This is a genomic window from Streptococcus dentapri (assembly GCF_042649885.1).
Classification (GTDB): domain Bacteria; phylum Bacillota; class Bacilli; order Lactobacillales; family Streptococcaceae; genus Streptococcus; species Streptococcus dentapri.
Genome location: NZ_JBHSAC010000070.1, coordinates 1 through 11,751 on the forward strand (window position 1 = coordinate 1; position 11,751 = coordinate 11,751).

Annotated in this window: 11 protein-coding genes; 4 read left to right on the plus strand and 7 right to left on the minus strand. The window is 40.9% G+C overall.

The genetic code is table 11. The features are described from left to right. Window positions 1-154: 154 nt before the first annotated feature. The 7 genes from pknB to gmk form a co-directional block, all read right to left on the minus strand. Complete coding sequence (gene pknB / locus ACFOSE_RS08375) at window positions 155-1,999, minus strand: Stk1 family PASTA domain-containing Ser/Thr kinase (protein ID WP_380432395.1); 1,845 nt, start codon at window positions 1,997-1,999, stop codon at window positions 155-157. Beyond that, window positions 1,996-2,739: a Stp1/IreP family PP2C-type Ser/Thr phosphatase gene (locus ACFOSE_RS08380; protein ID WP_380432398.1), complete on the minus strand. Its 744-nt coding sequence runs from the start codon at window positions 2,737-2,739 to the stop codon at window positions 1,996-1,998. Before ACFOSE_RS08380 ends, pknB begins: the two co-directional genes overlap by 4 nt. 24 nt (window positions 2,740-2,763) lie before the next feature. Beyond that, window positions 2,764-4,086: a 16S rRNA (cytosine(967)-C(5))-methyltransferase RsmB gene (gene rsmB / locus ACFOSE_RS08385; protein ID WP_380432400.1), complete on the minus strand. Its 1,323-nt coding sequence runs from the start codon at window positions 4,084-4,086 to the stop codon at window positions 2,764-2,766. Continuing rightward, complete coding sequence (fmt, locus tag ACFOSE_RS08390) at window positions 4,076-5,011, minus strand: methionyl-tRNA formyltransferase (RefSeq protein ID WP_380432402.1); 936 nt, start codon at window positions 5,009-5,011, stop codon at window positions 4,076-4,078. The genes rsmB and fmt overlap by 11 nt, the downstream gene beginning before the upstream one ends. Window positions 5,012-5,079: 68 nt before the next feature. Further along, window positions 5,080-7,464 carry a primosomal protein N' gene (locus ACFOSE_RS08395; RefSeq protein ID WP_380432404.1) on the minus strand — a complete coding sequence of 795 codons (2,385 nt, stop codon included), beginning with the start codon at window positions 7,462-7,464 and terminating at the stop codon, window positions 5,080-5,082. A gap of 93 nt (window positions 7,465-7,557) precedes the next feature. Beyond that, window positions 7,558-7,875 (minus strand): DNA-directed RNA polymerase subunit omega, encoded by a 318-nt coding sequence (gene rpoZ, locus ACFOSE_RS08400; protein ID WP_380432405.1) that lies wholly within the window; start codon window positions 7,873-7,875, stop codon window positions 7,558-7,560. A 6-nt stretch (window positions 7,876-7,881) separates the two neighbouring features. After that, window positions 7,882-8,511: a guanylate kinase gene (gmk, locus tag ACFOSE_RS08405; protein WP_380432407.1), complete on the minus strand. Its 630-nt coding sequence runs from the start codon at window positions 8,509-8,511 to the stop codon at window positions 7,882-7,884. A gap of 222 nt (window positions 8,512-8,733) precedes the next feature. On the opposite strand from gmk, the gene ACFOSE_RS08410 reads away from it, so the two are divergent. From ACFOSE_RS08410 to ACFOSE_RS08425, 4 genes are all read left to right on the plus strand, one after another. After that, window positions 8,734-9,678, plus strand: a complete 945-nt coding sequence (locus tag ACFOSE_RS08410) for a magnesium transporter CorA family protein (protein ID WP_380432409.1) — start codon at window positions 8,734-8,736, stop codon at window positions 9,676-9,678. 53 nt (window positions 9,679-9,731) lie between these two features. Next, entirely contained in the window at window positions 9,732-10,415 is a 684-nt protein-coding gene (locus ACFOSE_RS08415; protein ID WP_380432411.1) for a DUF1129 domain-containing protein, read from the plus strand. A 189-nt stretch (window positions 10,416-10,604) separates the two neighbouring features. Next, the gene (locus ACFOSE_RS08420) at window positions 10,605-10,961 is read left to right on the plus strand and encodes a LytTR family DNA-binding domain-containing protein (RefSeq protein WP_380432414.1); all 357 of its coding nucleotides are present in this window, start codon (window positions 10,605-10,607) and stop codon (window positions 10,959-10,961) included. Then, entirely contained in the window at window positions 10,961-11,641 is a 681-nt protein-coding gene (locus tag ACFOSE_RS08425; protein ID WP_380432412.1) for a hypothetical protein, read from the plus strand. The genes ACFOSE_RS08420 and ACFOSE_RS08425 overlap by 1 nt, the downstream gene beginning before the upstream one ends. Window positions 11,642-11,751 lie beyond the last annotated feature (110 nt).

Genomic DNA, 11,751 nt, shown 5'->3' on the forward strand with positions numbered 1-11,751 from the left:
CTTAGCAGCCACCAGCATAGCTGGTGGTTTTATTGTTTTTCTCTACGAGAAAAACTGGCTCGAAGCCATAAAAAAAGAAGACCAATCTGGTCTTCTCTAGGCGTTAGATGCTCCATCCACTACGGTTGATAAAGCATCTAAATTCTTTTTACTATTATTCTTCGCTAGTGCTGCTCTCTTCTTCACTACTAGTTGAATAATCATTGGATGAACTTGAACTTGATGATGAGGAGGAGGAGCTAGATGAACTTGAACTTCCATCTTGTATATAAAGGATGATGTCTTCATCCGATGACAGATCTAGACTGGCACCATAGTATGGGCTTTGTCCAGATACGACCATAGAAGCGGTTGGCGAATGAATTTGAGTGCCTGATGCAGAATAAAATTTAATCCGTGATGACTCCACACCCAAAGCAGTCAACGTTGAAGTTGCCTGCGAATAAGTCATGCCAGTTAAATTCGGCATCGTTGTTTCACCGGCTACCGCAACTGTGAAGGTAATGGTATCATCTCCAGAGGGGTCAAATTTTTCACCCTTGTCAGGAGTTTGACTGATGATTGTTCCTTCATCGTAGTCCGTGGTTGAAACTTCTTTAATCTGAATTTGTGATTCGGAAACACCGTAATTGGATGTCAAATCTTTAACAGCATCATCAGAATTTTCACCGGTATAGTCCTTCATCTTGAAACTGCCTCCATCATTGGAAACATAGATATCTACCGAGCTACCTTCCTTCTTGGAAGTCCCCGCCGATGGATCTGTTCTGACGACCTTCCCTTTATCTACAGAATCACTTTCAACTTTAACGACTTGTCCCACTTTCAGACCTGCATCAGTGATGCTAGTCTTAGCAGCAGAAAGTTCTTGACCAGTGACGTCAGGCACTGCAACTGTTGATGGGTTACGCAGCATCAGATAAGCAAAAATAACAATGATGGCTAAAAGTAGAGCGATGAAAATCTTACTAAAGATACCAAAGGTTTTATGCTTACGCTTCCCTTTTGTTTTTTTAGCAGGCTCTGCCTTGACATTATTTTTCTTAGGTTTCTTGCTATCTGTCGCCTTCAAAAGCTGTTCTGTTGAAGCATTGGCTGTGTTGGTATCAATTTTAGGAAGCGTCTTGGTATCTGCAACATCCGAGAAGACCAGCTTGGCTTCGCGACTACGATTATAACTCAAGCTAGATTTCAAGTCTCGAGCCATCTCATAAGTGGATTGATAACGGTCGCTCAACCTTTTAGCAGTGGCCTTAATCACAACATTTTCAAGCGCCTGAGGAACAGAAGGATTTATTTCTAAAATAGAAGGCAGGGGTTTCTGAAAGTGTTGTAGAGCAATAGTAACTGCACTGTCGCCATCATAAGGAATATGCCCTGTCAACATTTCAAAAAGCATAATTCCCATGGCATAAATATCAGACTGAACTGTCGCTTTAGAACCACGCGCCTGTTCAGGTGATAGATAATGAACACTCCCCAGCATCGAATTAGTCTGAGTCAGACTGGTCTCTGCAAAGGCTACGGCAATACCAAAGTCAGTGACTTTAACTGTACCATCTTTGGTTAATAAAATATTTTGAGGTTTTAAATCTCGGTGAATAATACCCTTTTCATGGGCCAAAGTCATGGCAGAGAGCACCTCTTCCATGATGCGCACAACTTCACTGTTAGATAAGGGAGCATTGTCTTGGATATAATGTTTTAAATCTAATCCATCGACATATTCCATTACCAAGAATTGCTGACCGTCTTCTTCGCCGATATCTCTAATTGAAACGATATTGGGATGGCTGAGTTCTGCCATGGCACGCGCTTCCCGCTGAAAACGCGTAACAGCAACCTGATCGGTTTGATAATTGGTCCGAAGCACCTTAATGGCCACTTCTTCCCCTTCCAAAATCAGGTCATTGGCCAGATAGACATCTGCCATACCACCTCGCCCAATGGACTTGAGAATGCGATAGCGACCAGCAAATAATTTGCCAATCTGAATCATGATGCCGCCTCACCTTCTACGTGCAAGAGTCCCACGGTAATATTATCCAAACCACCGGCTTTATTAGCTTCTACAACTAGTTGTTCAGCCTTATCAGAAAGACTGGTATCATCTGCCAGCAAGATATTGACGATGGTTTCATTCGAAATCATATTGGTTAAACCATCGCTGTTCATAACAATGAAATCATTAGCTTCCAGCTGTTGGACACCCAAATCAAGCTCTATGGGATTTTGCTGCCCAATAGATTGAGTGATGATATTGCGTTGAGGATGTGTAGCCGCTTCTTCCTCTGTAATTTGGCCAGCTCTCAGCAATTCATTGACCAGAGAATGGTCTGTTGTCAATTGTTGATATTGACCTTCTCGAACCAGGCCGATACGAGAATCACCCAGGTGGGCATAAAGAGCCGCTTTATCGACAACTGCAACCGCCTCAATGGTAGTCCCCATCCCTCTGTAAGAGTCTTCCTGTCCTAAATCGTGAATCTTTTGATTTTCTTTTTCAATGATATCAATCATCCAATCACGAATTTGACTGAGGTCATTAAAATCGGTCTCTTCCCAGACCTTTCCTAGATCTGTAACGGTCAACTCACTAGCAATATTCCCAGCACGATGTCCACCCATACCATCAGCTAAGATAATTAGGGGGACATCTGATTTATTGTAAAAATGATTGATGAAATCCTGATTATCAGAACGTTTCTGACCGATATCAGTACGTAAAGCAATTTCCATGAATTGTTAAACTGTCCTTTCACGCTAAAAAATACGCTTGATTTGTGCAATAAAGAAACCATCCGTCTGATAGAGTTCAGGTGTAATACTGATAAAACCATCGACCAAGATATCTTTTTGCTCATGTTCCAGTTTTACCTGTTCAAAATTAGGATGAGTGTCTAAAAACCTTTGAATCAGATCTTGGTTCTCCTCCCGAAAAATGGTGCAGGTACTGTAAGTTATTATACCATTTTTGCGCAGCGTTTGACAAACACTGTTTAATATATCAAATTGTATATCTTGTAAGGCTTTAAAGTCCTGACTTTCTTTACTATATCGAATATCAGGTTTACGACGAATTAACCCGATACCCGAACAAGGTGCATCAACCAAAATTTTATCAAAACTATCCTTCTCAAAATATTGATGAACTTGACGGGCATCTAATTTGCGTGTTCTAATTTTATCATCCAAATGGAGACGCTTGGCATTGTCTTTAATCAAGTCTAGTTTATGATCATACAAATCTAAAGCGACGATCTGTCCTGTCGTTAGATAAGAAGCTAGGTGAGCTGTCTTACCACCAGGTGCTGCACAAGCATCAAGGATTTGCTCAGAACCTTGGATATGCAAAGTTGGGGCTACCAGCTGACTGGATTCGTCTTGGATGGTAATATCCCCATTTTTAAAATAATCTGTTCCCGCGAAATAAGCTGAATCCTTGATAAGTCCCACCGAGGAAAGACGAGAAGGGCGTGCACCAGTCGCCTTTTTAATTTCCTCAAATTTAGCAAGGTTAACCACACGTACACTAGCCTTGTTACGGATAGAAAGGCTTTGGAAAATGCTAAGTGAGCGTTCTTCCCCGTACTGCTCAATTAGTTTTCTCACCAGCCAGACTGGCAACGAGTATTGGATTGAATACCGTTTATTTTTGCGTTTAATCGTAGTGGAGTCTACTAGCTTTTCCTGCGAAAGTTTACGCAAAACGGCATTGACAAGCTTTTCTGCACCCTGCTTTCTTCCACGCTCCTTAGCCAAAACAACAGCTTCATTGACGACTGCATGACTGGGAATCTTGTCTAAATACATCAACTGATAAAGGCTGAGCATCAAGAGAGTATAAACCCAAGGCTCTAATTTGTCACGATCCTTCAGAACATGAGACAGCTGCCATCCTAGAGTAATCTTGAAGGCTACCGTCCCATAGACAATCTCTGTAACTAAATTCTTGTCATTTTCAGATAGATGGGACTGAGAAAGACCGCGATTAAGAGCAATATTGGAATAAGCTCCCTGATTAAAAACATCCTCCAGAATTAGCAGAGCTGTTCCTCGCGCTGTCTTTTTCCAGTTAGTCGCCAAAGCTATCACCTACCTCAAGACTGCGTCCAAAACCATTAAGAAAATCTACAATCGGCATTTTAGGTTTGCCTGCTGGCTGAACCACCCTCAAAGAGAGAGCTCCGCCACCAGTTGCCACCACCAAGTTTTTTTTACTCTTTTCAATAATTTCACCTGGTTTTCCCTGACCTGAAACAGCTTGAGCTTCATAAATTTTAAAACGCTTACCATCAAGAAATGTATGCGCCACCGGCCACGGGCACATCCCCCTGACCTGATTAAAGAGGGCACGTGACGATCTGTCCCAATTCAGCTTTTCTTCTTCCGGTTGGATGTTAGGTGAAAAGGTAGCTTGACTATGATCTTGGGGTTGAGCAATGAGGCTGCCAGCAATATAAGCTGGTAAACTCTCCAATAATAAATCACGCCCTAGGACAGCTAATTTTTCAAAGAGTGTGCCGACATTGTCTTCATCCAGAATAGGAAGACTGGCCTTGGCTATCATATCTCCAGCATCCATCTCCTTAACCATTTCCATGATGGTTACGCCGGTCTCACTATCACCATTCATAAGTGCGTAATGGATTGGAGCACCCCCACGATACTTAGGAAGTAGGGAAGCGTGAACGTTAATAGCAAAATCGACACTATCCAGCAACCTAGTCGGCAAAAATTGACCAAAAGCTGCTGTGATGATGCCATCAGCCCCTAAGGTCATCAATTCTGCCATTTCGCTAGATCCAGATAATTTTTCAGGTTGATAAACAGGGAGGTTGTGTGCCAACGCCACTTCTTTGACAGGTGTCATTTTAATTTCTTTTTTGCGCCCAACAGCTCTATCTGGCTGAGTCACCACGGCAATAATATCATAGACTCGACTGTCCAATAGACCCTCTAATACTGTAGCTGAAAAATCTGGGGTCCCCATAAAAATAAGTTTTGTCATTTAAAATCTGGGATTGCCCATCTGGCAACCCTTCCTTTCTTCACTTAATCTGCTCTTAATTACTGTTTTCAAACAAAATTTTGTGGTTCGTAATCAATGATAAGACGCAAATCCTTGTTTGCTTTATCTTGAGTCAAATCTAAAATATGATTGAGCACTTCTTCTAAGCTATCTTCAAACCGGTACTTAATAATAATTTGATAGTGATAAAGATTATGCGTACGAGCAATCGGCTTAGGTGTTGGACCTAGAATTTTAGCTTTATCGCTGAGCTGGTTTTTGATGAGATTCATAATCTCAAATGACTTCTGAATCAAGATTTCCTCATTTTTATGAGAGAGAGTTAAACCAACCGTATAGTAGTAGGGAGGATAACCCAAACTTTTACGTACTCCCATTTCATAAGCGTAGAAGGCTTCATAGTCTTGTTTTTGCACCAGCTGAATAGCGTAGTTATTTGGATTGTAAGTTTGAATCAAGACTTCTCCCGCCTTTTCAGCACGACCGGCACGACCGGCTACCTGAGTCAATAATTGAAAGGTACGCTCAGCTGAACGGAAATCAGGTAGGTTTAAGGCCGTATCAGCATTTAGTACACCGACCAAGGTGACATTAGGGAAGTCCAAGCCCTTAGCAATCATCTGAGTCCCAAGCAAAATATCTGCTTCTCCCCGACCAAAAGCTTTCAAAATTTTCTCATGAGCACCTCTACGTCTGGTTGTATCAACATCCATACGAAGCATACGGGCCTGAGGTAAAAGTTCCTGCAATTCATCATAGGCCTTTTGTGTGCCAGTGCCATAATAACGGATGCTGGAACTTGAACAGTTGGGACAAGAATGAGGGATATCTTTTTGAAAACCGCAGTAATGACAGTTCATGGTCTTAGTATCCATGTGCAAGGTTAGGGAAATATCACAATTAGGACATTCATCCACATAACCACATTCCCGACACATGATAAAACTAGAAAAACCACGACGGTTGAGCATCAGCACAACTTGCTCGCCTTTAGATAGACGATCCTTAATCTTATCAACAAGAATGGGAGTAAAATTACTGACTTCTTGTTGGCCAAGATAATCTCTAAAATCCACAATTTCAACTTCGGGAATCTTAGCTAAAGGATTAGCTCTCTGCGTCAAACGGATAAAATGATAGACCTCACGACTGGCACGCGCTCGACTTTCAATACTTGGAGTAGCCGAGCCTAGCACAAGGGCTGCCTTGTGATATTGAGCCCGCAAAAGAGCAACATCTCTGGCATGATAACGTGGATTCGACTCCTGCTTGTAGCTGGCTTCATGCTCCTCATCAATGATAATAGCACCAATATTTTCCAAGGGACTAAAGATGGCTGAGCGAGCTCCTACAACAACCTTGGCCTTGCCAGATTTGATTTTACGCCATTCATCATATTTCTCTCCATTAGAAAGACCCGAATGCATGATAGCCACTTGCTCACCAAAACGTGAAATAAAGCGGTTAGTCATCTGAGGGGTCAAGGAAATTTCGGGAACCAAAACAATGGCTGTCTTCCCCATCTTTAGAACACGATCGATAATATGAAGATAAACTTCCGTTTTACCTGAGCCAGTGATCCCTTCTAAAAGATAAGGTTTATTTGCTTTACCGATATCAGCAGTGATGGTCTCAACAGCATGAGCCTGTTCCTCATTTAGATTCAAAAAGTCGGTCTTGGCTACCTGATCGAAATAGTCTTGACTACGATCAACTTGGACTTCATCTGTTTGAATAGCTCCAGCTTCAATAAAGAAATGTAGCTGATCCCATGAAAATTCCTGTCGCAGCTCAGACAGAGGACGGCGCTTGGGATGGGATAAAAGAAAATCACGCAGGGCCTGACGACGCTTGGCACGCTTTGAAATCTCTAAATTCTGCAAGACTTCCAGCTGAGGATGATAATAAGTAATCGTCTTGAGCGTTTTTTTATCTTCTGCGGAGTAGGTAACAGTGATTAGACCCGACTTAACCAGTTTGCTAATTTGACCTTCAAGTGATTGGTCCAAATTTGAATAAACTACAGAATCTTTAGATCCAAAGATTAGTTCCTTATCTGCTGATGATAGCCCAACTGTCGCATGCAAAATTTTATCATAATTTGAATTGAGCAGACTGGGAACCATGGCCTTTAAAAGTGAAATTTTATAAGAAAAAACGCTATGGCGCATCTGATCTGCCAGTTCTAACTGTTCCTTATTCAAAATAGGCTCAAAATCTAAAACAGCGGTAATTGCCTTTAAGTCTTCAACCGAACCTTCTTCTAATCCAACGACAAATCCTTGAAGCAGGCGATTACTCTTTCCAAAAGGAATATGAACGCGACTCCCTAGATCAATAAGATTAGCTAAATCATCCGGCACTTGATAGGAAAAGGGTTTGTCAGTCTGCATCAAAGGTACATCAACAATAATTTGGGCTATCTTCCCCATAAGCTCCCCTCCTTTAGTTTGCTTACTAAAAATTAAGTAAGCTGGAATTTCTTCAATTCCAGCTCCAATTCCTGTATCTAATTAAGCGACTGATTAGATTTTTTCGCCTTCTTCTTCTTTTTCTTTGGCGATTTGTTCTTTAATTTTACGCTCCTCTTCCTCTTTGGCAAGGCGTTCTGCTTCGGCACGTGCACGTACCGCCGCGCGTTTTGCAGCAGGATCGGGATGGATGGTTACATTGCCCGACTCAATTTCTTCAAGTGCCTGTAAGGTTGGTTTTACTGACTTGAATTCTTGAGTTGGTTCTGCCCCTTCTTCCAACTCATGCGCACGTTTAGCTTGGAGAATACACAAAGAATATTTTGAAGGAATTTTATCTAACAAAGTATCAATAGAGGGTTTCAACATCATAAGAATTTATCTCTTTTCTAACTTAATTTCTTTAATCATATCATTATAATGACCAATGACACGATCAACACGATAGTGCTCTGCTTCAATAATTCGCTTCACCCGTTCAGCAGCCAGAGGTACTTCGTCATTGACAACCGCATAGTCATACTCGCGCATAAGAGCAATTTCTTCTCTAGCTCGTTCAATACGTTGAGCTATAACCTCGTGGCTATCTGTACCGCGACCAACCAGACGATCTTTTAACTCATCTAAATCAGGTGGTGTCAAAAAGATGAAGACACCATCGGGAACTTTTTTCTTAACCTGCAAGGCGCCTTGAACTTCAATTTCAAGAAAAACATCAATACCCTTGTCCAGGGTCTCATTAACGTAGGTCAGGGGTGTCCCATAATAGTTTCCGACATACTCCGCATATTCCAGCATCTGTCCTTGGCGAATCAACTCTTCAAACTCCTCACGTGTGCGGAAAAAATAATCCACGCCATCTGTTTCACCGGGACGTTGAGGGCGTGTAGTCATTGAGACAGAATACTCAAATTTATGGTCTGACGTTGAAAAAATTTCTTGACGAACAGTGCCCTTGCCAACCCCTGAAGGTCCGGAGAAAACAATCAGCAATCCACGTTCGGACATAGCGTACTCCTTAATGTTTCTTATAATTAAGTCTAACAAAAATAGAGGCTTTTATCAAGGATAATTACTAGGATTTTCCTTCTCTAACAAGAGTTCTGGAAAAACGTTTTTAACTGAAAAATTTTCATCCAAAATAGGCCTACAAACCTTTTCAATTCCTTTTCAATTGTAGTATAATAGCAGAGTATGCTTTTAGGCAAAATAAACATGAGGAGGGGTCTCATGAAACAAATGTTTCTTTCCGCAAACAATCAACTCAATGAAATTGCAACATTCGAGCCCGGAGCTTGGATCAATCTTGTAAACCCCTCCGAGGAAGAATCTGTCCGCTTAGCTGAACAATTCAATATTGACATCACCGACCTCCGAGCTCCTCTGGACGCCGAAGAAAGTTCTCGTATCAGTGTTGAAGACAATTACACCCTCATCATCGTCGATGTGCCAACTCAAGAAGACCGCAATGGCAAAAGCTACTATGTCACCATGCCTCTGGGAATTGTGGTGACAGAAGATGTTGTCATTACAACCTGTCTGGAGCCCTTGATACTTTTTGATCATTTCTTCAATCGTCGTATTCGTGGTTTTTATACTTTTATGAAAACGCGTTTTGTCTTCCAGCTCCTCTATCGCAATGCTGAACTCTTCTTGACTGCCTTGCGTTCAATCGATCGTCAGAGTGACCGCATTGAAGCTCAGCTTGAAGATGCTACGCGCAACGAGCAGCTCATTGACATGATGGAATTGGAAAAATCCATTATTTATCTAAAGGCTTCTCTAAAAATCAATGAACGAATTGTAAAAAAATTGAGCAGCAACGCCTCCAGTCTGAAAAAATATGTGGATGATGAGGATTTGTTAGAAGACACCTTAATCGAAACACAGCAGGCCATTGAGATGGCGAGCATCTACGAAAATGTCCTAAATGTCATGACGGAAACTTCTGCTTCTATCATCTCCAATAATCAGAACTCAATCATGAAAACACTAGCTCTCATGACCATGGCTCTGGATATCCCAACCGTTATCTTTTCAGCCTATGGAATGAACTTTAAGAACAACTGGCTGCCACTAAATGGTTTGCCGCATGCTTTCTGGTTCATCGTTTTCATTGCTTCAGTATTGAGCTTAACTGTTGTCATCTATTTCATTCGTAAACGCTGGTTCTAATCATAGGACTAACCATTTATCAATTTTTAAGACCAAGAGGAGATTTCTTACACATGGATCTACAAGAATTAACAAAGAAAAATCAAGAATTTGTTACTATTGCCAGCCATCAGCTGAGAAAGGATGGCAAAAGTGAGAAAGAAATTGAACAAATTTTTGATGATATTATGCCCTCTATTTTGGAAAATCAAAAGAAGGGTATTACAGCTCGTAATCTTTTAGGCGCACCAACCATATGGGCCAAATCTCATTCGGAAACAACTTCTGACAACTCTCAAGGAGGAGTGGCTGCCACTAATAAGAATCCCTGGCTGATGTGGTTGGATAGCAGCCTGATGCTCCTTGGATTCTTTGGTGTTCTCTATGGTTTGATGGCCCTGACCGATAAAAATTATCAACACAGTTACGGTATCCTAACAACCTTGATTATTGCTTTTTCTGGTGGCGCTGTTCTGTATGCTCTCTATTATTTTGTCTACCAACACGCTGGTAAACCAAAAGAGGAACGTCCTAAACTATGGAAATCACTGCTTTATATGGCGGTGTTCACCCTTATCTGGATTGCCTTTGTAGGCATTAGCTCACTGATTCCAGCCCAACTCAACCCTGTCCTTCCCGGCATCGCAACTATAATCATTGGTGGACTCAGCTTTGGATTGAAATATTTTCTTAAAAAACGCTACAATATCCAAAGTTCTCTGGCTGCTCAACCTCAACCAGAAAGACAAAAGAAATAGTAAATCAGTCTGGATTTTCACTAATCTAGGCTTTCTTTTCCCCAAACAGCCTAAGTTAATAGCAAGTTTGACCATTTAGACATCAAAATCGACCTCTTACCCAAAAAGGCTTTTCTTTTGAGCAATTCATGGTAGAGTTAAACTATGGAAACCAGATATATCTATGATCAAGAAGTACCTCTAGGCAGGATGGAAATCCATGTCAATCCCCAACATGGATCTATAGAAGTGAGCCAAGGAAAAGAGCTCATCTTTTTGAAGGTTGCTGAAATCATTTTTATTGAAATCAGTGACCGCAAGACTTTTGTTCACACTAGGGATAAAATTTACCGCAGCCGACTCAATCTGCAAGAATGCCTCAAGCAACTGCCCGACTACTTCATGCAGATTGGAAAAAGCCAAATCGCTAATATCATAGAAATTGCCTCTATCAATAAATCCCTCTCCAGCACGCCTCGAATTACCTTCCATCAGTCTGAAAAATCAACTTGGGTTTCCCGAAAATACTACAAAGCCTTATTAAACAAAAAAAGGAGCTTACTATAATGAAACGTTATTCTATTTGGACCTTTGCCCTCCTTCTGCTAGCAGCTTATTTTATTGTCAGTGCTTTCGTCCCTAACTTACATCTAGTCTTCAATTTTGATTTAGTCTTTGCCCTTTTCTGCCTGATTATAGGACTTCCCAATAGGAATATTTTTATGGCCTTCTTGGGGTTAGCTTTTCTATCCAACTATGTGCATGACTTAGCTAATCTCAACTATTCAGAATGGACCCTTTTCGTAGGAATTTTACTCTTAGGTATTGTGGTGAATCAAGTTTTTAAACCAAAACGACCTGTAAGTAAGTTTTATATCTCAAAAAAAGGACAGACTTCTTATGCTGATGATGAGCGAGAAGTCTATGCCAAAACCTTCTTTTCTGAAAACAGTTATTACATTACATCACAAAATCTTGATAGGGTTTATGCAGATGCAAAATTCGGTGAGCTTAATATCGATTTATGTCAGGCACAATTTATGACCGATTCACCTGAAATTAATATTCAGGTCAATTTTGGCGAAGCTAATATTCGTATTCCAAGAAATTGGCGAATCAACGATAACCATCTTAGCAGACCCTTTGCCTCTCTCGAAATACGCGGTTCACATTTAAGTGATGAAAAAGATATAACTGTGAAGTTGAAAGGAAATGTTGCTTTCGGACAAGTGAACATTATTTATTAATGATTATTATAAAAAGAGTTGAGATCTAAAATCTCAACTCTCAGACTGAAGACAAAGCTCTTGGAATTGCATTTCTAAGAGCTTTTTGCTCTGTTTAGGAGTATACTAAA

What these genes read in the sequence shown, in the direction of transcription:
- pknB (WP_380432395.1), bottom strand. Translation starts at nt 1,999, where the DNA reads ATGATTCAGATTGGCAAATTATTTGCTGGTCGCTATCGCATTCTCAAG.
- ACFOSE_RS08380 (WP_380432398.1), bottom strand. Translation starts at nt 2,739, where the DNA reads ATGGAAATTGCTTTACGTACTGATATCGGTCAGAAACGTTCTGATAAT.
- fmt (WP_380432402.1), bottom strand. Translation starts at nt 5,011, where the DNA reads ATGACAAAACTTATTTTTATGGGGACCCCAGATTTTTCAGCTACAGTA.
- ACFOSE_RS08395 (WP_380432404.1), bottom strand. Translation starts at nt 7,464, where the DNA reads ATGGGGAAGATAGCCCAAATTATTGTTGATGTACCTTTGATGCAGACT.
- rpoZ (WP_380432405.1), bottom strand. Translation starts at nt 7,875, where the DNA reads ATGATGTTGAAACCCTCTATTGATACTTTGTTAGATAAAATTCCTTCA.
- gmk (WP_380432407.1), bottom strand. Translation starts at nt 8,511, where the DNA reads ATGTCCGAACGTGGATTGCTGATTGTTTTCTCCGGACCTTCAGGGGTT.
- ACFOSE_RS08410 (WP_380432409.1), top strand. Translation starts at nt 8,734, where the DNA reads ATGAAACAAATGTTTCTTTCCGCAAACAATCAACTCAATGAAATTGCA.
- ACFOSE_RS08415 (WP_380432411.1), top strand. Translation starts at nt 9,732, where the DNA reads ATGGATCTACAAGAATTAACAAAGAAAAATCAAGAATTTGTTACTATT.
- ACFOSE_RS08420 (WP_380432414.1), top strand. Translation starts at nt 10,605, where the DNA reads ATGGAAATCCATGTCAATCCCCAACATGGATCTATAGAAGTGAGCCAA.
- ACFOSE_RS08425 (WP_380432412.1), top strand. Translation starts at nt 10,961, where the DNA reads ATGAAACGTTATTCTATTTGGACCTTTGCCCTCCTTCTGCTAGCAGCT.